This is a genomic window from Yersinia sp. 2553 StPb PI (genome assembly GCF_052217105.1).
GTDB classification, from domain to species: domain Bacteria; phylum Pseudomonadota; class Gammaproteobacteria; order Enterobacterales; family Enterobacteriaceae; genus Yersinia; species Yersinia enterocolitica_E.
Genome location: NZ_JAZGPX010000002.1, coordinates 2,121,680 through 2,142,148 on the forward strand (window position 1 = coordinate 2,121,680; position 20,469 = coordinate 2,142,148).

The following is a 20,469-nucleotide window of genomic DNA, read 5'->3' on the forward strand; positions in this document are numbered from 1 at the left end:
GCCGCCTCTCTTTAAATTTTGTGCACGTTTGAGTATTTTCGGGTCTTTTGTTCTGGTTGCTGCTGGCTGCGTCGTGCTGCTTCTGCCTGATCAATTGGCATAAAATGCCCGTAACGGAATTGACGGTAAATTGTCCCCTGTGGCCCGTTGCGGTTTTTGGTCAGGTTAATTTCCGCAATACCTTTGGCGAGGCTGTTCTCGTCATAAAGTTCGTCGCGATACAACATCATGATCAAATCAGCGTCGGCCTCAATGCTGCCTGAGTCTTTCAAGTCGGCATTCACAGGGCGCTTGTTCATGCGCTGCTCCACACCTCGGGATAACTGGCTTAATGCTATTACGGGGGTTTTATTGCGCTTGGCTAATGCCTTAAGACCACTGGATACCTCACCCACTGCAATATCATGGCGCTGGCGCTCGTTAACGGATATCAGCCCAAGGTAATCAACAAAGACAGCAGCCAATTCAGGGTGCTTGCGCTTATGGGCAATTGCTGATTGCTTGATTTGTTCAAGGGTTAACTCGCTAGCGTCAATAACCCAAATAGGCCGATTGATCATGCGACCGATACCGGCTGATATTCTGGCCCAATCCTCATCTTCCAATTGTCCTGGTGATTTAAGTTTGGAAGTGGATAAGCCACCTGCGCCGGCAACTTGCCGTTCCGCTATCTGGATGCCGGACATTTCCATACTGAATAGCAGTACACCGCCGCCCAGCTCGGTAATTTTATCAATCAGGTTAAGCGCAAACTCTGTCTTGCCTACCGATGGCCGTGCAGCTATCAACACTAAATCCGTCAGATCAAAGCCACCGGTTAAAGCGTCTAACTCATCAATACCCGTCAGCAATGTTCGCCCTTCCCCTACGCCTGCCATTCTCTCTTCTAACCGGGTTTCCACCCCCGCCAGCAGATCATTAATATGAACGGCCACCAGTTCACCCGAGTTCAGTTCCATGTGTTGGAGGCTTTCACGTAACTCAGCAATGGCAGTCATAGACTCGTCGCCAGTTCGTGCGCCGTCTAACGCCGTTATCGCATTGGCTACCACCTCTTCAGCACTGCGAATGAAATGATTCTTCACCACCAGCGAGGCGTACTGCTCCAGATTGGCGATCGCCCATGAGAGTTTTACCGATGCGGACATGATCGCCTGATACTCGCCGCCCAAGGCTTCACCCACCAGCACTGGATCAATCACATTCTTGCTCAGTGCCTGCCGCATAATTTCACGATAAATATCGCGATATTGTCGGGTACCGAATGCCTCCACCGGTAGCGTAGAAAACACGTCGAACGTCTGTGGATATGCATCCAAATTACGCAACAACAGCGCCCCAATCACCGCGCCTTCAATCTCTTCGTGTGTCATGCCGCGCCATCCTTGCGGAAACTATCCCAGTTAAATACCAGTGTTGCCCCACCACCTTCGCTCATCCGGTCAACGATGCGCTCCCCGATAACGTCGGTAAGCTCACTAACGGTTAAGTTGCTTATCAGAATGGTTGGCCTGAAATTCTCATACCGTGTGTTGATGATTTCGAACAGGATCAGCTTCTCTGCTTCGCTGCCGAACTGGACACCGACCTCATCGATAATCAGCAAGTCCAACGAGCTGTACAGGTGGTAAATATCATCTTCTGTGTTCTCAGAGTCCTTTTGCCATGTACGCTTGATGGCGCGGGTGATGCGCATTACGGAGGTCAGTAAAACGCTATCCTGGTGCTCGTTGATGATTTGCTTGGTCATGGCAACCGCCAGATGGTTCTTACCTGTTCCGCACGAACCACACAGTAGCAAACTGGTACCCGATCCTTTCACCTGCGGCCAGTGCGTAGCGTAGCTCTTGCAAACCTCAAGGTTGCTGGCGGCTTTCTCGTTGACGGGCTGATAGTTATCAAAATTACAATGCTCAAACCGTGGGCTGATATGGGCCTCGGCGGTCAGTCGCTTGATCCGAATATCTTGGATTTGCCCGCCCACCTGATTAATTTCATCCGAAATACAGTCAGGGCAACGAGATCGGCGCTCAACAACGCGATCCGAAAACTGGCAGGTCAGGCCAATACTGGTGTAATTACCGTGTGTAGGACAATTTTGTGTTTCATCAAAACCTCGGGTGAAGTGGCGATCCTCAGTGGCGATAATGCCAGAGGAAAAATTCAGTTCAGCTTCAAGGTCGCGGGCTTTATTGTTCAGTTCCCGCATGGATTGCTCCCAGATAGTGGGCATGCCGTTGATCATTTGTTAAACCTCGCCATGAATGGGGCTGTAGTTGCGCCGTAATCGCGACTGGCGAACCCGGCATGCGTGTTTTGTCTGTGGTTGCTGGTTGACTGTGGCGCCATAGCTGACCATGTGTTTTCATACTCACAGCCAGGGCCAAAGAAGCGTGTAGCCTGCATGACATATGCGGTGTTGGTCTGGCCTTTGGCTTGGCAGAACTTGGCGTAGCGCTCTACCCCTGCCAATAAAACCTCACTAGCTACCCCCTCTTTGATTCGGGCATTCCAGCACTTGAACGCAGCGGGTTTAGAATTGCTCCCCTCGCGTTTTGGGTAATTGGCCCACGCTGTTTCGAATTCTGCTGAATAATCGTTTTTAATTCGCTTAGCAGGGGCATCATCGCCAGATGGTGCAAGTGTATTATTAGGTTCAATGACTGATTCAATGACTGGTTCAAAAGAATGACTGATTCTGGTGCTTTCTGACGGCACAGGGGCTATGCTTTTTGGCGGCACAGGTAGGTCACCAGAAAACATAGGGGTGCTTTCTGACGGCACAGGGGCTATGCTTTTTGGCGGCACAGGTATTTCATTGGAAATGTTCAGGTAATATACATTTGAGGTATTACCTTTCCCGTTATTCACACCCAGCCGATTCTCTTTTTTAACAATTCCCATTTCAATGAGCGCGGTAATATGGCTTTTGACTGCGCTTTTGCTGCACTCACATAAATTGGCAATATTTCCGTAGGACGGCCAGCACTCACCCTGGTCATTGGCGTTATCCGCTAACTTAACCAGGATCAGCTTACGTAATGGGTTGCCTACGGGAACTTTGAAGGCTTTAACCATCAGATCCATACTCATGCGGCACCTGCCCAGCCAATAGCTTGGAATATCCCCATTTTCGGGTGATACCAACGTGTGCCACGGGGTTCTGCTTCGGACATCATCTTGCGAAATGCAGCCATGAAATCAGCTTCCAAGACGATAGCCATCGGGCGGGGCTGTCCATCAGGTGTCATGATGGTGATAGTGTCTGTGGGGATGCGGCATGCATTAACAAGATTCTTACACTTGGGAACGGTCATACCGGATTTGGTCTTAAGCAGTGAATAACCCGCCCAGCCAACCGGAATGGAACCACGTTTGATTTTCTCGATGGTTTCGGTAACAGCTACCACCCGATCCTCAACATGGTTCAGGCGGCGCTCTTGCTCGAGGTTAGCCATTGCCATTGCCGCGATAAGTTCAGCTTGTGATTTTGGGCGACAACGTTCTTCTTCCAGTTCACGCCAGCGATCAACTAAACTTGCTGTGAACTCTGGGCAGAGTTGAGCAACCACTACAATGCTGTCACGCTTGCCTTGGTCGCCTTCAAAGTTGTAATACTCTCTGGTGACTTTTAGCCCCAAGTTATTGATTTCTTCGAAATCCACCAGCGGTGGAAGCTGGATAACCCCTCTATCTGCTAGCCTTTCGATTGTGCGCTGAACACTGTCGATACGAGAACCCACCATTTCCGCTATCTCTTTGTGGGTCATTGATGGTTTATTACTAATCAGGTTATTCATCACTGCCTCCTGTTGTGGGTTAGTCTTGTGATAGTGCTGCATCGGGGAAAACTTCATCTAAAACACATTCAGCTCCCAGCTCATTAAGGGCAGAAACAATGATGCGGCAATCCTTAAGTCCGGGTGTACGAAGCCCAATCTCATAATTAGCTAATCGTGAACCGCTCCATTGACATGCCTTCGCAAGTTCTAGTTGGGTTATTTTGAGATTCTTCCTGTAAATAGAAATGTTATTCATGGCAACTCCTTATATGCAATACCTCATTACACACGTTTTGTGAATGCCAGTCAACCACAAAACGTTGGTATACAATAACCACGCATCGTGATATAAGGTGTCCATGAAAAGTACACAAGAAATTATTGGAGAGCGATTAAAGGCGCTCCGTGAATCCAGGGGATTAAGTCAGCAAGGACTAACCAAAAAGATCGGGTGGTCGTCTGCATCTCGTATTGGTAATTACGAGCTGGGTCTCAGAAACATTAGTGCTGATGATGCCATCACTCTCGCGGCAGCCTTAGAGGTTGCACCAGCGGAACTGCTATTTGGTGTCGGCGGTTCAATACAGTCGTCAAGGTATGAATACCCATTATTTAGTAAAGTTCAGGCGGGGCATTTTTCGACAGAAGATAGATCTTTCACTGAAAGGGATGCTATTGCATGGGTCGCGACTACCAAGAAAGCTAGCGACAAGGCATTTTGGCTTGAAGTCGAAGGGCACTCAATGACGGCACCTCAAGGCGCACGACCTAGTTTTCCTGCGGGGATACTAATATTGATTGACCCCGATGAAAGCGTTCAGGCAGGAGATTTTTGCATCGCGAGTTTAGATAATCATGACTTCACCTTCAAACGTTTCATCGTTGATGGCGGAAAACCTTATCTAGAACCATTGAATCCTAAATTTGACCTCATCTCTTGTAATGAGAATTGCAGAATCCTTGGTAAAGTAATCAAGTCGCAATGGCCTGATGAACTATTTGGATAAAAATTAACACTCTTAATAAACCGGCTAATGCCGGTTTTTTTTCGCTTGAACACAACTCGTGGTCAACTTGCTCTAAATAAATTAGCAATAAAATCAATGACAACAAAATAAAAATCAAATCACACACATTTCGTGTTTGACTTATCTGTCACGTTACGTGAATATCATGACATCAGCAAACAACGAAACCAGCCAAGTGAGTAATTAGATATGACCGAGAAAGTAGAAATCACAATTACCATCACTAATCACAATGATGGTGCTGAATTAGATATGAAGTTTAATAGCGAAAACGTAAAGACCCCGAAAATGTTAATAATGTCCAATACCTTTGCTGATTTAATCAAGGCGGGATTGGAAGCTAAATTTAACATCGCAAACGACCTTGCTGACTATGTAGTAGAAGCTAGTGAATGTAACTGCGACGAAGATTAATTTAATTTTAAACACTACTCAGCAGGTCAATTATGAATGAACTCCAATCTGTAATTGAAAGGCTAAAAAAAGCCGATTATCCATTTAGCGTGCATCTGAGCAGATCACCAATTAGCGCTGACTTTTTTCTAGCAACAAACCTTGCTGAAAATATTGAACATGCAATTTATAAAAAACAAGGTACTGAATTTGTAATTGTTGATTTTTTTACTGACCCTAGCAAAACAAATAAGGAAGCCGCTGACATTATAAGCACTTACCCAAGACTGGCGGCGGCACTTAATTATCAAATTGAATACCATAAGCAAGATAATACAGAGAGGGCAGAATGAATAACTTATCTAATCGTGTTAGTTCGGCTCTGGTACCGCGCCAACGAAACCAGAACCTAGCCTTAATTAACGCCTGCGATGGTCTTAATAAGGTTGAAACGGATTCTATCTTAACGGTATTCATCTTTGCAACCATTAAGCGCTCTGACGTTAAAGCCAAGCCGGTAATGATGCGTGTAACCGCCCATAGTTACAAAGAAGCACGGCAACAATTGATAAGCGATTACGTTATTTCTTTTGCTGGTCGCATTCCAAGTCAGGAGAGAATGGCATGAGCAAAAAACAAATTACTCTGGATGATGTTATGTGCCGGATCCAGCAAGCGGAAACGGTCCTTACTCTCTGGCTTGGAACTTTAACCACAGATGACGGCCCCAGCATGGTTGACGCCGTGCTAACTATTCTTGATGGGTTGTCTGATGCTGTAGCTATTGAAATGGATAAACCTAATGAGGTGACGCGTGGATAAATTAAGCGACGTAGATCTGGCGGATATTCTAAATAATATTTCTACTTACCTAAACACTGCAATGACTCTCGCCTGTGATCCGAAAGGTGGGGTTGAAGTTTCAGACGTTATTGTTAATTACTGCGCAGATTATGCAAAAAGAACAGCTAAGCAAGTTGAGCAATCGTTAGGGGGGGGCAATGAAACAATTGGACTCCTCAGGAATGATACTGGAAGCAAACGGTGAGATTGATTCTGTTATTTCGGCTTTAAGTGCTGCATATGAAATACTGAACCATAAAGATAACGTCGCTCATGAAGTTGGCATATTACACATCAGTATTAACCAGCTTGAAGCAACGCTAAAGAAATTAAATACAGTAGGTATGAACATATGAAAATTGATAAAGTTGACCCATCCAGATTCGAAGAGTGGGAATTCGATTTAATTGATGATGGTGGTATCGAGGTTGCATTCCAATTAAGACCGGAACCTGTTTATTTCGTTATGCGTCATGGTCGCCATAAGAAATGCTTTAGCCGTGAAACTGCGATTAATCGCCTCGCTCACTTCATGACTGAAAAAGTATTTAAACGGGCGGGTGTTAAGTCTCGCGTTGGTGAAACTTATAAAGAAGTGGATGGCTGTATTCACTGGGAAAGAGGTGAACCATCACCAAGATATATAGCCTCCCATAATCGCTGTATGCGCCGCATTCGTCGCCTGTTAGCCAAGCAACGCGAAATGCTTAAATGGCAGAAGAAATATGAGAAATGGTCAAGCCAGCATATTGAGCTGATGAAAACCAAACCTTATTAATTAAGTAATCGCTAAAACAAAATATTAACTATGGCCTTCGGGTTAGGACTCCCCACACCTAAAGGCTGAAAAATAGGGTAATTCGAATATGAGCAATCTTGAATTAATTGGCAGATATCGCAACCGCCTGGTAGCCGCAAAGTTGGATTCATTGCAGCGGGCAACAGGCAGCACTTGCGTAATTAAAAGGTCACCTAAAGGGATGGTGCAAACAATTGAATTAACGCCCGAGGTATTAACTCGCGCATTAGAAATGTTTGAGCTGGTGATTATTGAAGCGCTCGGAAAAGCCAAAGCCGGTGAATCGATAATAGGAACCTATCAAGACAGCATCAAAAAACTGGGCAGCCTCACTCAGAGCGGACACGCCCTTATTGACCGGTTAATTGATGAGTTCGTTACGGCATCTGAGAAACAAGCCACCAACGAGGGCGAATAAGCATGGGAAAGAAACGTAATAGCAAAACCCGTCAGGGCCTTTGTGGAGTGACGTTGGCGCAAGGGCTCCGATTAGACCGAGATCCAGCAAGAGAATACATCAACGTGCAGGAATCAGTAGCGAAGTACCGGAGTGAAGACGGCATGGTTGAAATGCCATTAAACCGAAGCATGCGCCGGTACGCAAAACACATTGGCATCAACGTCAAAGAGGTGAAGTGAAATGGCTAAAAAAATTGAACTGGTAATAAATGGTGCGCCAATGATGGGTACCAAAGAAATTGCAAAACTGGCAGGCAAGCGCCACGACAATGCGATTCGTGACGTATGGGAAATGCTCGATAGCCTGTACGGTATTTCTAAAGATTCCTCAGATTTGAGGAATAATAAAAATCAACAGGTTACGTTAGTTTCTGGCGTTATTGCCTGCATCGATAGTCGCGGATTCGTCTCTGAGTTCCTTCTCGATCGCCGACACACCGAAATCCTGATTACCGGCTATGACGTGAAACGCCGCGCCGCCGTTATCGACCGCTGGTTTACTCTTGAAACCGGTAACACTCAGGCAGTAGCCGCAATTCCCGACCTCAGTCGCTTGGATATCTTGCAGATGGCTCTCGATTCCGAGCAAGGCCGCATTGCTGAAAAGCAACGTGCTGATACGGCCATTCGTGCCAAAGGACAGATTAGCCGGAAACGTGAAGCCTCAGCCATGGGAAAACTCAGCGCAGCAACACGCCGCTGCCGTGAGCTGGAGGAACGTCTGGGTGAAAGCACCAAGGATGCCACGATCACTAAAGTTGAGAACGCGACAGGTCTTAAGAAAACATTCAAATACGCAGCGCTTCGCAAATGGTGTCGGGATAACGGCACTGAGGCCAGAAGTGTCGCTGATGAACGTTATGGCAGCGTGAAGTCATGGCCTGCGGGTGCATGGTTGGCAGTTTATGAGATCGACCTTACTTTACTTTTCGGGGAGAAGAAATAATGCAAAATATTAACTATATCGTGACTTTCACTGGTGATTACCCTTGCGGCGGCAATCATCCACTTATCGTTAAAACGGCAGCTTTAGACGTTGAGTCTGCAATTTCTGCTGCACATAACGCTATTGAAGATGATCGCATTGAAGCGACCAATTTAATTCTAGTCTCTGTCGTACCTGAATCATGTCCAGCAGCCACTGAAGACCTGAACAGTGACAGCGCACTTAAGCCCTGCCCGTTTTGCGGCAATCCTCACGTCAGTCTAGTTGAAACAATCCCCTACTTCGGAGGTGAGAACATGCATTTCGTGAACTGCGGATGCTGTAACGCCTCGCAACTTCCAGACTTCAAAGATGGGGCAATCCACAACTGGAACCAACGCAGCGAGGGGGACGAATAATGTTTATTCCAACTGATATCCTTCGCGCTGCCCTGCTCTGTGTCGCTGGAGAGGAAGAAACTCGCGAATACCTGAAAGGGGTGTACATCACCCCAACCCATATCAAGGCTACTGATGGTCGTGCGCTGGTGATGATGGAGCATGGCTGTGAAGTCGGTAATGATATTGATGGCGTGTTTGTCTTTGATGGTGACATTCCTGACGAAGCCGTCGAGGCCGAAATGACTGCGATTATCGCTGACGGCAGTAACTGGTATGCAGTCCATTACGATGAAAACGAGAAGCCAATTTGTTCAAACATGCTGGAGTTACTCGATTGCCAATACCCTGATTTCAGCAAGGTGCTGCCACCAGATCCAGGGCCGTGTGAAGAATTTCCCATGTTTACCTCTCAACTGCTGGCCTTGCCTCACCTGATGTTTGGTAGCGGCTTTGGCCCCGTAAAGTTCAAACCTTACGGAAAAGGAGCACCGTGTCAGTTGCTGCTCGATCCGGTCACCAATCACCTGTATGGGAATCCATTCTTGGTAATTATGCCCCTGCGTGATAACGCCTTTGAACTTTGTCAGGGGGTACTTGATGAAATTTAAATATGAAGACAAGGGCGTAGTGGCCAGCATCACGATCACCAGTACGGTGTTTGAGTTCCGCAAGCATAACCGTGTGGTTGATACGACGCTGCTTCTGGCAGATGTCAGCCCACACAGAACGGGCGCATTCTTTATGAAAACCGTGCTTTCCGGTCGCTCTGTGGAGGTGCTCAGGGCTTACAAGGTTGTTGTTCGGGAGGTGGCGCGATGAAGATTATCACTAAAAACTTCCGATTGAATGCGCTGGCTAACCAGTATTCAGCAGCAATTTATGACCATGTGAAGCAACAGAACGGCGGTAATTTCTTCATGGTGGATGCTGGTGAGTTTCCCCTTCGGATTGAAATTGCAGGTGGGGTGTCAGGGGTTCGCGGTCTGGTTGATGCCTACTTTCTAGAGGCCTTAAAGCTGAATTACTCACGATGGGAAAAAGTCGCAATCGAATTACTGACTAAATGCATGGATGGCAACAACCTAACGCAATGCGGCCGTGAGATATGGGAAAACATGGGTTCCGACATGGGTTCTACGGTGGCCGGAGGTGCGCAATGAGCGATAGCATTTTCCAACTGGCGAACATCATCAAATCAGCCGGCAGTGATCCAGGTGATATCACAACCGCTATTTGGGTAGCTCACTACCGTAAACCAGAACGCGGTGCGGATGAAATTACTGATTTGACGATGAACATTATCGGTAACCACTGCATGGATTTTCTACCTCCAGATGTCTGGCCGGAAACGTTGGATGGAGTGCTTAAATTTGAACTTGGTGTGTTGGTTGACGAATTCTATTCGGTAAACCCACTTCCGGGCAAAATCGCTAAAGCAGTATTGGCAGCCAGTTACCGTCTGAATGAAAGCATTGCAGCACAGGAAGCTACCGAAAGAGATATAGCGGTCGATAAAATGCACGTCATGTATGTCAATGCTCCTGATACCACCAGCGTTCGACAGTACCTTGAAATGCTATATGACGCCGGATATCGCAAGGAGTCCACCAATGGGTAAGCAAGCAGCAATCAAAACGCCGGTAATGCTCCCGCCCATGATTGATATCGAAGGGCTTGAGGGTGAGGATCTGAACGCCGCGAACCATTTCAACGCCGCCATTGCTATGTGCTCTATAGCGATCCGGCAGGCGGGCTATCCGTCAGAGTGTTCACCAATGTTTTACCCTACAGATAAGAAAGGGGGAGATAATGTCTAGCACCGATATGATTGAAGAGAAAGAAGTGATGGCTAAGCTCAGGATCTCTTCTCGCATGACAATCTGGAAGTACACAAAGATTTATAATTTTCCTCTACCAGTGAGGACGCACCCAAAGCAATACTTACTGGCAGAGGTCGAGCAATGGATACTCAACGGCGGGGTTAACCAGCGAGCTTCTTAATATGCCAAAATATCTTCTCGGCATACAGTTCATAAGCTTCGCGCTGTTCTTCAATCCAGTCATGCTTGTTGTAAACAGCCATGATGCCGCCTAGTTCGTGGCCCAGCATTTTTTCAATTACATGCGGGGCCACCCCTTCTTCAGACAATCTAGTTGCGAGGGTTCGGCGGAAATCATGCGCTGTCCATACCCCTGCATTAACAACGTTCCTAATCCTGCCAATATAACGATTAGCGGCAGCTATTGTCATTGGAGCATTAAGCTTTTGCCCTGGGAATAGTACGTTTCCGTAAGTCAGCTTTGCCTTTTCAAAGAGAGGGAGTACCTGGCTGAAGATTGGCCGACGAATTATTTTATTCGTTTTGGATTTTTCGGCCGGAACAATCCAAAGTTTGTCTTCTTCGTTAAAGTCACTAAGTTCTGATAGCCTTAATTCTCCATTCCTTGCACCCCACAACATGAGCATCTGATGAAGCAGCTTATTAGATGTTGACGCCCTACTACGCTCGATAGCCAGCCATATGCGGGCCAATTCATTGTAAGTAAGAACCTTGTCCCCTACCGCTGGTTTCTCACCTATATCTCGAGGGCTGATTTTCATAAGGCTACAACCATCAATAAATTGACGCCTGATACACCAATTAATCGCTGATCGAAGTTGCACTAAAAGATGGCGAGCGCGGCGCTGGTTTATTTTCTCTTCTTCAGTAAATAAATCCATCCAGTTACGAACTGTTATTTCATCAATAGGCACACCAGGGAAAGCGTTAGACATGTTCTTTATGACGGTACATCTATAAAGCTGCTGTGTCTTATCCCTCAAGGAGACACTAACGTATGTTTCTTCCCAGTAAGCAAGACAGTCCTTAACTGTTGGGCTTTTGGCGTTTTTGTTTTGACTGGTGAGCAATCGTGGATCTAATCCTCGAGCTAAATTCTCACGGAAGTCAGCAACTTTGTTTCTCGCATCTTTTAACGTTACAGCCGGGTATCGCCCTAAACCAATACGGTGTTGCTTACCTTCCCATCGAAAGCGATACTGAAAAGTTATTACGCCCTTTGGTGATACCCTTATCCCAAGCCCATCCAAATCCGTTACTTCTGGTGCTCCTGAATATGGTTTACCATACAGAGCGCGTAATTTTGTATCACTGATAGCCATTTTATTTTTTGTACTCAACATTAATAGTGATTTTGTACTAACTTGGTACTCAATATCACATGGACTATCTTAAACATCAATATACAAACACATACATTGAATTACGAACAAATACATAAATCACATTAAACCATTGAAATTAATGTACAAACTTGGCAAACAAAGAGCATATAAATACAGTGAAAGACAAGCCAATACAAAAGACGTTTTACATTCACGATTACGAGACTTTTGGTCAGCGTCCGGCATTGGACCGGCCGGCCCAGTTTGCCGGGGTGCGCACCGATTTGGATTTCAACATTATCGAAGAGCCATTGGTCATTTACTGTGCTCCCGCCGATGACTATCTGCCACAGCCAGAGGCTGTGATGATAACCGGTATCACGCCACAGCATGCCTTAGCCAATGGCGTGAATGAGGCAGAATTTGCCCGCCAAATCCATCAGGCTTTCAATGTGCCGGGCACTTGTATCCTCGGTTACAACAATATTCGTTTTGATGATGAAGTTAGTCGCAATATTTTCTACCGCAATTTTTACGATCCCTATGCCTATAGCTGGCAAGGAGGGAATTCCCGCTGGGATCTGTTAGATGTGATGCGGGCGTGTTACGCCCTGCGCCCAGAAGGTATTGTCTGGCCGGAAAATGAAGATGGCCTGCCGAGTTTCAAGCTTGAGCATCTGACCAAAACCAATGGTGTTGAGCATTTGCATGCCCATGATGCGATGTCAGATGTGCATGCCACCATTGCGATGGCGAAATTGGTCAAACAGGCGCAACCCCGCCTATTCGACTATTTATATCAACACCGCAGTAAGCATAAAATAAACGCACTGATTGATATCGCGGAGATGACGCCGTTGGTTCATGTCTCCGGCATGTTTGGCGCGGCACGAGGCAATACCAGTTGGGTTGCGCCGCTGGCATGGCATCCTGAGAATAAAAATGCGGTGATTATGTGTGACCTGGCCGGTGATATGTCGCCATTGCTGGCGTTGGATAGCGATACACTGCGCGAGCGTCTATATACCCGCCGCGACAAACTCAATGCACAAGATGCAGCGGTGCCACTGAAACTGGTGCACATCAATAAATGCCCGGTACTGGCTCCCGCTAAAACTTTATTACCGGAAAATGCTGATCGTTTGGGCATTGATCGCCAACGTTGCCTGCAAAATTTGCAATTATTGCGGCAAAATCCGCAAGTACGTGAAAAAGTGGTGGCACTGTTCGCCGAAGCCGAACCTTTTGCGGTATCCGATGATGTCGATGCACAACTGTATAATGGCTTCTTCAGCGATGCCGACCGCGCCACCATGAAGATCATTTTACAAACTGAACCGCAAAACCTGCCCGCACTGGATTTGACCTTTCAAGATCCACGGCTGGAAGCGCTATTTTTCCGCTTTCGCGCCCGTAATTACCCCAATACGCTGACTGACAGTGAGCAACAGCGTTGGCTGGAACATCGCCGCGAAGCCCTCAATCCTGAAAGAGTGCAGGACTACGTGCTGCAACTGGAACAATTCTATAACCAGTATGAAGATGATAAAGAGAAGCTGGCACTGCTGAAAGCACTGTTTGAGTATGCCAGAGGCTTAGTGAGCTAGGGCTGTGGCAGCAAATTATCCAATAAAAAACGGAGCCATCAGGCTCCGTTTTAGTCAGCAATTGCGCAATATTAAATGCGATTACTGTGCCAGTTCGCCATTAAACTGAGGCAGAGCCTGACGGAAAGCACGGGTTTTCCAGACCATATAAGCCAGGCCAATCGCGCCCCACACCAGTCCCAGTGTCATTGAACTGCTTTCCAGATTCATCCACAGCACCCCCACCGTTCCTGCACCAATCATTGGCAGAATCAGGTAGCTGAAATGATCCTTAAACGTTTTGTTACGGCGTTCACGGATATAGAACTGTGAAATCACTGACAGGTTCACGAAGGTAAAGGCCACCAGCGCACCGAAGTTAATCAATGCGGTCGCCGTCACCAGATCAAAGGAAATAGCAGACAATGCCACGCCACCAACCAACAGTACGTTGATTGCCGGAGTCCGCCATTTCGGGTGTACGTAACCAAATATTTTTTCTGGGAATACCCCATCGCGGCCCATCACATACAGCAGACGCGAAACGCCAGCATGTGCCGCCATCCCTGATGCCAATACCGTGACACAGGAGAAGCACAAGATAACTGACTGGAAGAATTTGCCAGCAACAAACAGCATAATTTCCGGCTGTGACGCATCAGGATCAGTGAAGCGCGAAATATCCGGGAAATAGAGCTGTAAGAAATAAGACACCACAATAAAGATCACGCCGCCAATCAATGCCGTCAAGAAAATCGCTTTCGGGATCACTTTACCGGCATTGGGAGTTTCTTCAGACAATGAACTGATGCCGTCGAAACCCAGGAATGAGAAGCACAGTATCGTGGCCCCAGTTATCATCGGCACCAAATGGGCATTTTCAGAATAGAACGGGCGTGGGCTTACCAATGTGCCCGCACCTTCACCCTGATAAACACCATGAATCAATAGCCCCATAAAGACCACCATGATAGCTACCTGAACCACAACAATAACCGAGTTCAAGTTTGCCACCACGTTGATGCCACGCAGGTTAAACAGCGTCATCAGGCTGACCAGCGCGCCAACAAAAATCCACGATGGCACACCAGGGAAAATCGCTTCGAGGTAAATTTTTGCCAACAGAATATTAATCATCGGCATGAACAGATAGTCCAGCAGTGATGACCAACCCACCATAAAGCCAACATTCGGACTAATGGATTTCTGGGCGTAAGTATACGCCGACCCCGCAGACGGGAAGCGTTTAACCAGTTTGCCATAGCTGATTGCCGTGAACAGCACCGCAATCAACGCAATGGCGTAAGAGGTCGCGACATGACCATCGGTCAAACCGGAAACAATGCCAAAAGTATCGAAAATGGTCATCGGCTGTAAATAAGCCAGACCCATCATCACCACTTGGACCAGTGTCAGTGTTTTTCTGAGTTGGACGCGGTTGTTGGTACCCGTTTGGTTAGTACCGACTGCAACAGTAGCGTTATGCGTCATGATTCAGCCTCCCCATACCTTTAACCCGATTCGCAAGTGTAGCGCACAGGTTAGAGGTGACGGGGAAACTTCGTATCTGCCTGGGATACGTAAGTGGGGAAATAAGAGCGGAGTAACGGGTATTTGCCATACCTGCTGCGCCATAATCGCTGCATGTGCAGCGCATACCGGTGGGCACCGGTGCCAGTGTGAATAATTGCCCCATCTTTCTTTCCTCATAACGGCGATTTCAGTATGTGAATAATCGCTCGCGGACCTGTTTATCTATCCGGATCGTTGTCCGGCCTCTTGATTTGTGAAAACATGAATGCAAAAAAATAACCGACGCGTTTAAACGTCGGTTATTGCATGGCGCGTATTCTGCCCTAAGTTGAGAGCAAAAAACAAGATGTTAAAGCACTTGAAACAATATTCTTATGACAGTTTGATCTAAACGGCTATTCCCGCGTGCTATCAGCGCTGAGCGGCCATTTCTACTCGCTCAATTGCCGCCCACAGTTTGTCTGAATTCAATGCAATAGGCAGATAATGAATTGATTCACTCGGCTTCAGAATTCGACCAATCACCCGCTCAATAGCATCGCGATCATTAATATCAACATCCAGCGCCGCTAAATGGGTTGGCAAACCCAACTTTTTAAACGCCACAATCAATGACTGTAATGCCTCATCCTGCTCCAGCAGGGCTGTCTGGACCAAAATCCCATAGGCCACTTTGGTGCCATGCAGAAAATGTTCGGTTTGGGGCAACAGAGTCAGGCCATTGTGCACTGCATGTGCCGCCGCCACCCGGGTATAACGCTCCCCCAACCCACCGACCATGCCGCCCCCGGCAATAATCGCATCCACCACATCCAGAAAGTCCTGTGTCAGTTCAACTTGCTTAACCGCCCGTAACGCGGCTTCACTTTGCTTTAGCAGCACATTACGAATATCCAACGCAGCCTGTAATCCGAGGCGAACAGTGAGAGATAAAGTTTCCGGCTGTGGGCTAAGTACCACGGCTTCGTACCATTTTGCCAAGGTATCGCCAATACCTGCCAGCAGATATTCCACCGGTGCTTGCAAAATGATGCGCGGTTCAACTAAGACTAAGTAATTAGCATCTTTGAAAATTTCAAAATTCAGTGCCTGCCCGGCGTCGCTATACCAGACGGAGAGTGGCGTCCAGGCGGCGCAGGTTGCGGCGATAGTCGGGATAGCGACCAGTGGCAACCCCAGCTTACGTGCCACCACTTTCGCGGTATCCAATACTGCCCCACCGCCGATACCGATCACCACCTGGCGATCACTGCCCGCTGTTTTCACCAAATCCGCAACAGTAGACTCACTGCAATGGGTTGAAAACGCAGCACGCACCGCTTGCGGCCCGTGGAACGCGGCGGGTAAGTAATCACTGGCTGCCGCCAAAGCACGCTCACCAAAGATCCACAGTGCCTTATCCAGGGCCGCCGGAGGGTAGAACTCACTCAGTTTGTCGATAGCACCCGGAAAAGAAAAATAGTTGGCCGGACCTACCTGTACCCGGATTGCATTCGTGCTCATCGCGCGTTCCTTTTAAATTACGTTCTTATCGCTGTTTTTCTCATCTTAAGGGGTAAGCTAGCAATGTTTAATAATTTTTTGATATACCTTAACTACTTTAGTTTGTTGCGAATAATAGAAACTGTGTTAAAAAAGAAAGCTATCAGCAGCATTATTGACTGCCTGTTTCTCCGGTTGATTGACCTGAGAAAAATCGTAAGCCTATTTCTAAATAGCAAAAAGGGGTAGGTCGCCAAAATACTTTATAGGGCAGTCACAGAAATTTATGTCCAGCATCAGTTCCTCCCGCCTTGAGATGCGCAATATCTCTATTTCGTTTTCTGGATTCCATGCACTACAACAAGTTGATTTTACACTAGAAGGTGGTTCCACCCATGCACTGGTCGGTGCTAATGGTGCAGGAAAATCAACCTTGATGGCTATTCTTTCCGGCGCTCACAGTCACTATCGTGGTGAGATCTATATTGATGGCCAACAGGTAGATATTCATTCCCCCCGACAAGCTAAGCAACAGGGTATCCATGTGGTTCAGCAAGAGGTTGATGTCGCGCTGATCCCCACCCTGTCTGTGGCGGAAAATATTATGCTGGATACGCTGGCGGAGCAGGGACATCTGTTTAACTGGCCGCAGCTTTACCGTCAGGCAGAAGCGCTACTCGGGCAACTTGATGTTAAATTAAATGTGCGCCAACGTCTGGAATCCTGCACGCTGGCAGAGAAACAACAGGTGTTATTAGCCCGCGCCCTTTCCCACCAATGCCGTTTCCTGATTTTAGATGAACCTACCGCACCACTGGATCAAGAAGAGAGCGCGCGCTTGTTCCGCGTAGTCCGCCGTTTGCAATCGGAAGGCATGGCAATCGTTTTCATTTCACATCGCATCCATGAATTACGCGAAATTTGCGATCAATTAACGGTGTTACGTGATGGGCGGCGTGTCAGCCATGATGCCATGGGTGAGCTAAGCGGCGAGCAGATTGTGGAAAAAATGCTTGGCCATACGCTGGATGATATCTTCCCCCCTCGACGAGCGGCGGTCAGCCGTAAAACACTGCTGGCAGTACGTGGTTTACATGATCAACACAAATTGCGCGATATTTCCCTGACACTGCATGAAGGCGAAATTCTGGGTATTGCTGGGTTAGCCGGTGCGGGGAAAACCGAACTGTGCAAAGCGTTGTTTGGCGCAACACCCAGCCGTGTCGACAGTGGCGAATTACAAGGGAAAGACTGGAAACCACGCTCGCCCGACCAATCTGTCGCACAAGGATTGGCATTGGTACCGGAAGAGCGGCGCAAAGAAGGTATTTTTATCCACGAAGGGATTGCGATGAATCTCAGTGTGGCGGCCGATGACAGTTTTTCCCGCTGGAGTATTTTTAGCCGCCGTCAGGAGCTAAATTGGGCCAAAGAGTTAATTCAGCGTCTTGGGATACGTACCTCTTCACCACAACAGAAACTCGCGCGCCTATCGGGAGGCAATCAGCAGAAAGTGGCGATCGGCAAGTGGTTGCGCGGTGATGCGCAGGTACTGATTTTTGATGAACCGACTAAAGGTGTCGACATCAAAGCCAAGCAAGACCTGTTCACTCTGATTGACGCTTTAGCACAGAGTGGGAAAGGCATTATTTATGCATCCGGTGAATTCTCAGAATTGGTCGGTTTATGCTCTCGCATCTGTGTGTTGTGGGATGGGCGTATTGTCGCCGAACTGAACGCCGCCGATGTTGATGAAGAGACATTATTACTACTCTCTACTGGAGGAACCCCTCAGTGAACAAAGAAATCCCCCTAGCCGACGCACAACCATGGCGTCATCAGCTCTTTGATTTTCTCTACAAATGGGGGATGTTACTCACCGTTGTGGCGCTAATCGCGTTATTTGGCTTGGCATCGGATAACTTCCTCGATCCAAACAATATTATCAATATTTTGCGCTCTATCGCCATCGTGACGGTGATTGCCATTGGAGTGTCGATTTCGCTGTCGATTGGTGGTTTTGATCTGTCGGTGGGTTCCACCGCTTCGTTGGCCAATGCCATCGTGGTATCGCTATTTGTCTGGTACGGTTTTGGTACCACTGGCGCCATTATTTTAACGCTACTGATTTGTACCTTAGTCGGCCTGTTTAACGCGTTTCTGATCGTGGTACTGAAGATCCCTGACATGCTGGCCACCCTTGCCAGTCTATTTGTGATTCAGGGCGTGGCGATGACTTACAGTTATGGCGGGTCTATCACGCAAAATATGTTGCTACCCAGCGGCGATATGGCGGAAGGCGTCATTCCTGAGATGTTTTCAGCGCTGGGCCAAGTGCCGGTAATTGTGCTGATTATGCTGGCGGTGACAATTGTAGTGCAGTTGTATCTGTCGCTAACCAAGCATGGCCGGCGCATGTATGCAATTGGGGGCAATCCAGAAGCGGCTCGATTAGCGGGTATCCGTACCGTGCGTTATCGGGTGCTGGCCTATGTGCTCTCTTCCCTGTTAGCGGCACTGGGTGGCATTCTGCTGGCATCACGTATCGGCTCGTCGCAGGTGAACGCCGGGGGGGGCTACCTAATGGATGCCGTGGCAGCAGCGTATATCGGTTTCTCTTTGGCCGGTTCTGGCAAGCCTAATGCTTTTGGCACCTTAATTGGCGCGGTGATCCTGGGTGTATTACAAAACGGCCTGGTGATGCTGTCAGTACCTTATTATGCCATGGATATCATCAAAGGGCTGGTATTGGCAATGGCGCTGGCGCTGACCTATATCCATCAAAAGCGGTGATAGGGCGAGTGAAAGGGTGAGCCGCGCCTAGGGGCCCTCTTATATTTGATGTTTATTTCGAATGTTTTATCGACTCATACATTCAAGGCGTAGCGAACTAAGTCAGACTGAGTGCGTACAGCGCGCAGTACCCGGAGCATACACGCAGTATGTGGGGAGTACGAGCACTGCACAATCTCAGTATGACAACGCGCAGTAGCCGATAAGATAATTAATTCAAAGGCATTCGATTTGGGTCTGGATATTGATACTCAAACCCCAGCTCGCTACAAATTTTGCTGCCATCAATCTCACGTGGTGCTTCCTCAATATCCTCGGCAGCAAACTCCGGTGGCGTCAATTGTAATGCTCGCGCGCACTCAGGATAGAAATCACGCTTGGCGGGATGGTGTGGTGCACACAAATTATAAATATGGCCGCCCCTTGGCAGCTTAAGCAACAACTCGATGGCTGAAATAACATCTTCCTGATGCACCAGATTAACCCCCAATGAGCCGCCTTTCACACCGCATTTCCCTGCCAGAAAACGGCCAGGATGGCGATCGGTGCCCACTAGCCCGGCAAGGCGCAAGATATCCACCGAGGTATTGGGTAACTTATGCAACCAAAGCTCTAGCTCCATCAGCGTTTTACCGGCAGTGGTCACCGGTTGTAGCGGTGAACTCTCTTTGATTCGGCCACGGGTTTCGCCATACACCGAGGTAGAACTGGTAAAAATAATGCGCGGCATACCGAAAGCCAATGCGCTATCGACCACCATCTGTACCGCCTGAAGATATTGTTCCCCACGTTCGGCGGTGCGGCTGGCAGGTAAGGTAATGACCAAAGCATCAGCGGTCATCAGTTGCTCCAGATCGTCTGGAGAGCAAATCAGTTCTGGTGTCAGTTGCAATTGAAAACAATCAACTCCGCTCATTCTGGCGGCATCGACACCATCTGACGTAGTCTTACTGCCAACCACTTGTATTCCACGACGGATTAATGATTGCGCCAATGGCATCCCCAGCCAGCCCAACCCAATAATGGCTACTTTCTTCATTTCAATTGCTCTCCACGGATTCATACCGATAACCTATACCCTAAATAATTCGAGTTGCAGGAAGGCGGCTAATACACATGCAGCTTGAAGTATGACGGGTGTATACCGATAACACACGTAATACGCATAAGTTACGCCAACTACTGTTACCTAACAATTACTCTCTATTATGGGCCTCTTTCTATAAATCGGTGTAATGACGCTGGGTAAATATTTCATGCTTATACTGACATAAAACAA

At 47.7% G+C, this 20,469-nt stretch carries 30 protein-coding genes; 20 read left to right on the top strand and 10 right to left on the bottom strand.

Annotated elements, in window-relative coordinates; genetic code table 11:
- Positions 1-11: 11 nt before the first annotated feature.
- From V2A84_RS11220 to V2A84_RS11240, 5 genes are read right to left on the bottom strand one after another with little or no spacing between them, the layout of a single operon-like run.
- The gene (locus V2A84_RS11220) at positions 12-1,373 is read right to left on the bottom strand and encodes a replicative DNA helicase (RefSeq protein WP_442848842.1); all 1,362 of its coding nucleotides are present in this window, start codon (positions 1,371-1,373) and stop codon (positions 12-14) included.
- Positions 1,370-2,245, bottom strand: a complete 876-nt coding sequence (locus V2A84_RS11225; protein ID WP_442848843.1) for an ATP-binding protein — start codon at positions 2,243-2,245, stop codon at positions 1,370-1,372. Before V2A84_RS11225 ends, V2A84_RS11220 begins: the two co-directional genes overlap by 4 nt.
- A complete protein-coding gene (locus V2A84_RS11230; RefSeq protein WP_442848844.1) occupies positions 2,242-3,093 on the bottom strand; it encodes a helix-turn-helix domain-containing protein in 852 nt (283 codons plus the stop codon). Before V2A84_RS11230 ends, V2A84_RS11225 begins: the two co-directional genes overlap by 4 nt.
- Positions 3,090-3,800, bottom strand: a complete 711-nt coding sequence (locus V2A84_RS11235; RefSeq protein WP_442848845.1) for a helix-turn-helix domain-containing protein — start codon at positions 3,798-3,800, stop codon at positions 3,090-3,092. Before V2A84_RS11235 ends, V2A84_RS11230 begins: the two co-directional genes overlap by 4 nt.
- 19 nt (positions 3,801-3,819) lie before the next feature.
- The gene (locus tag V2A84_RS11240; RefSeq protein ID WP_050079860.1) at positions 3,820-4,038 is read right to left on the bottom strand and encodes a helix-turn-helix transcriptional regulator; all 219 of its coding nucleotides are present in this window, start codon (positions 4,036-4,038) and stop codon (positions 3,820-3,822) included.
- Between the two features lie 103 nt (positions 4,039-4,141).
- Between V2A84_RS11240 and V2A84_RS11245 the strand changes: the two genes are divergently transcribed.
- The 17 genes from V2A84_RS11245 (at position 4,142) to V2A84_RS11325 (ending at position 10,631) form a co-directional block, all read left to right on the top strand.
- Positions 4,142-4,789 carry a LexA family protein gene (locus tag V2A84_RS11245; RefSeq protein WP_050079861.1) on the top strand — a complete coding sequence of 216 codons (648 nt, stop codon included), beginning with the start codon at positions 4,142-4,144 and terminating at the stop codon, positions 4,787-4,789.
- A gap of 210 nt (positions 4,790-4,999) precedes the next feature.
- Positions 5,000-5,224 carry a hypothetical protein gene (locus tag V2A84_RS11250; protein WP_050079862.1) on the top strand — a complete coding sequence of 75 codons (225 nt, stop codon included), beginning with the start codon at positions 5,000-5,002 and terminating at the stop codon, positions 5,222-5,224.
- A 32-nt stretch (positions 5,225-5,256) separates the two neighbouring features.
- On the top strand, positions 5,257-5,556 hold the full coding sequence (locus tag V2A84_RS11255) for a hypothetical protein (RefSeq protein WP_442848846.1): 300 nt from the start codon (positions 5,257-5,259) through the stop codon (positions 5,554-5,556).
- Entirely contained in the window at positions 5,553-5,831 is a 279-nt protein-coding gene (locus V2A84_RS11260) for a host cell division inhibitor Icd-like protein (RefSeq protein ID WP_442848847.1), read from the top strand. Before V2A84_RS11255 ends, V2A84_RS11260 begins: the two co-directional genes overlap by 4 nt.
- On the top strand, positions 5,828-6,025 hold the full coding sequence (locus V2A84_RS11265; protein ID WP_442848848.1) for a hypothetical protein: 198 nt from the start codon (positions 5,828-5,830) through the stop codon (positions 6,023-6,025). Before V2A84_RS11260 ends, V2A84_RS11265 begins: the two co-directional genes overlap by 4 nt.
- Positions 6,026-6,204: 179 nt before the next feature.
- A complete protein-coding gene (locus V2A84_RS11270) occupies positions 6,205-6,402 on the top strand; it encodes a hypothetical protein (RefSeq protein WP_427212935.1) in 198 nt (65 codons plus the stop codon).
- On the top strand, positions 6,399-6,824 hold the full coding sequence (locus V2A84_RS11275; protein ID WP_442848849.1) for a hypothetical protein: 426 nt from the start codon (positions 6,399-6,401) through the stop codon (positions 6,822-6,824). Before V2A84_RS11270 ends, V2A84_RS11275 begins: the two co-directional genes overlap by 4 nt.
- An 88-nt stretch (positions 6,825-6,912) precedes the next feature.
- Positions 6,913-7,263 carry a hypothetical protein gene (locus V2A84_RS11280; protein ID WP_442848587.1) on the top strand — a complete coding sequence of 117 codons (351 nt, stop codon included), beginning with the start codon at positions 6,913-6,915 and terminating at the stop codon, positions 7,261-7,263.
- A 2-nt stretch (positions 7,264-7,265) separates the two neighbouring features.
- A complete protein-coding gene (locus V2A84_RS11285) occupies positions 7,266-7,484 on the top strand; it encodes a hypothetical protein (protein ID WP_442848586.1) in 219 nt (72 codons plus the stop codon).
- Position 7,485: 1 nt separating this feature from the next.
- Positions 7,486-8,250, top strand: coding sequence for a Rha family transcriptional regulator (locus V2A84_RS11290; RefSeq protein WP_442848850.1), 765 nt, complete (start codon positions 7,486-7,488; stop codon positions 8,248-8,250).
- On the top strand, positions 8,250-8,648 hold the full coding sequence (locus tag V2A84_RS11295; protein WP_442848851.1) for a Lar family restriction alleviation protein: 399 nt from the start codon (positions 8,250-8,252) through the stop codon (positions 8,646-8,648). Before V2A84_RS11290 ends, V2A84_RS11295 begins: the two co-directional genes overlap by 1 nt.
- On the top strand, positions 8,648-9,238 hold the full coding sequence (locus V2A84_RS11300; RefSeq protein WP_442848852.1) for a hypothetical protein: 591 nt from the start codon (positions 8,648-8,650) through the stop codon (positions 9,236-9,238). The genes V2A84_RS11295 and V2A84_RS11300 overlap by 1 nt, the downstream gene beginning before the upstream one ends.
- Entirely contained in the window at positions 9,228-9,449 is a 222-nt protein-coding gene (locus tag V2A84_RS11305; protein WP_442848853.1) for a hypothetical protein, read from the top strand. Before V2A84_RS11300 ends, V2A84_RS11305 begins: the two co-directional genes overlap by 11 nt.
- Before the next feature lie 2 nt (positions 9,450-9,451).
- Complete coding sequence (locus V2A84_RS11310) at positions 9,452-9,790, top strand: hypothetical protein (protein ID WP_442849131.1); 339 nt, start codon at positions 9,452-9,454, stop codon at positions 9,788-9,790.
- A complete protein-coding gene (locus V2A84_RS11315) occupies positions 9,787-10,248 on the top strand; it encodes a hypothetical protein (protein ID WP_442848854.1) in 462 nt (153 codons plus the stop codon). Before V2A84_RS11310 ends, V2A84_RS11315 begins: the two co-directional genes overlap by 4 nt.
- Positions 10,241-10,447 carry a hypothetical protein gene (locus V2A84_RS11320; protein WP_442848855.1) on the top strand — a complete coding sequence of 69 codons (207 nt, stop codon included), beginning with the start codon at positions 10,241-10,243 and terminating at the stop codon, positions 10,445-10,447. The genes V2A84_RS11315 and V2A84_RS11320 overlap by 8 nt, the downstream gene beginning before the upstream one ends.
- Positions 10,440-10,631 carry a helix-turn-helix transcriptional regulator gene (locus V2A84_RS11325; RefSeq protein ID WP_083159324.1) on the top strand — a complete coding sequence of 64 codons (192 nt, stop codon included), beginning with the start codon at positions 10,440-10,442 and terminating at the stop codon, positions 10,629-10,631. Before V2A84_RS11320 ends, V2A84_RS11325 begins: the two co-directional genes overlap by 8 nt.
- On the opposite strand, the gene V2A84_RS11330 is transcribed toward V2A84_RS11325, so the two are convergent.
- Positions 10,612-11,793 (bottom strand): tyrosine-type recombinase/integrase, encoded by a 1,182-nt coding sequence (locus V2A84_RS11330; protein ID WP_427212929.1) that lies wholly within the window; start codon positions 11,791-11,793, stop codon positions 10,612-10,614. The two genes, V2A84_RS11325 and V2A84_RS11330, sit on opposite strands and share 20 nt — an antisense overlap.
- A 179-nt stretch (positions 11,794-11,972) precedes the next feature.
- Between V2A84_RS11330 and sbcB the strand changes: the two genes are divergently transcribed.
- The gene (sbcB, locus tag V2A84_RS11335) at positions 11,973-13,403 is read left to right on the top strand and encodes an exodeoxyribonuclease I (RefSeq protein WP_442848856.1); all 1,431 of its coding nucleotides are present in this window, start codon (positions 11,973-11,975) and stop codon (positions 13,401-13,403) included.
- A gap of 81 nt (positions 13,404-13,484) precedes the next feature.
- Here sbcB and V2A84_RS11340 read toward each other — a convergent pair whose 3' ends face one another.
- The 3 genes from V2A84_RS11340 to V2A84_RS11350 form a co-directional block, all read right to left on the bottom strand.
- Positions 13,485-14,873 (bottom strand): APC family permease, encoded by a 1,389-nt coding sequence (locus tag V2A84_RS11340; RefSeq protein ID WP_083159326.1) that lies wholly within the window; start codon positions 14,871-14,873, stop codon positions 13,485-13,487.
- Positions 14,863-15,078, bottom strand: coding sequence for a hypothetical protein (locus V2A84_RS11345; protein WP_032906857.1), 216 nt, complete (start codon positions 15,076-15,078; stop codon positions 14,863-14,865). Before V2A84_RS11345 ends, V2A84_RS11340 begins: the two co-directional genes overlap by 11 nt.
- A gap of 248 nt (positions 15,079-15,326) precedes the next feature.
- Positions 15,327-16,418, bottom strand: coding sequence for an oxidoreductase (locus V2A84_RS11350; RefSeq protein WP_420072875.1), 1,092 nt, complete (start codon positions 16,416-16,418; stop codon positions 15,327-15,329).
- A 265-nt stretch (positions 16,419-16,683) separates the two neighbouring features.
- Here V2A84_RS11350 and V2A84_RS11355 point away from each other — a divergent pair, with 265 nt between their 5' ends.
- Positions 16,684-18,195, top strand: a complete 1,512-nt coding sequence (locus V2A84_RS11355; protein WP_083159328.1) for a sugar ABC transporter ATP-binding protein — start codon at positions 16,684-16,686, stop codon at positions 18,193-18,195.
- Positions 18,192-19,190 carry an ABC transporter permease gene (locus tag V2A84_RS11360; RefSeq protein WP_050072904.1) on the top strand — a complete coding sequence of 333 codons (999 nt, stop codon included), beginning with the start codon at positions 18,192-18,194 and terminating at the stop codon, positions 19,188-19,190. The genes V2A84_RS11355 and V2A84_RS11360 overlap by 4 nt, the downstream gene beginning before the upstream one ends.
- A gap of 211 nt (positions 19,191-19,401) precedes the next feature.
- Here the strand turns inward: V2A84_RS11360 and V2A84_RS11365 are convergent, their stop codons facing one another.
- On the bottom strand, positions 19,402-20,229 hold the full coding sequence (locus V2A84_RS11365; protein ID WP_083159329.1) for an SDR family oxidoreductase: 828 nt from the start codon (positions 20,227-20,229) through the stop codon (positions 19,402-19,404).
- Positions 20,230-20,469: the final 240 nt, after the last annotated feature.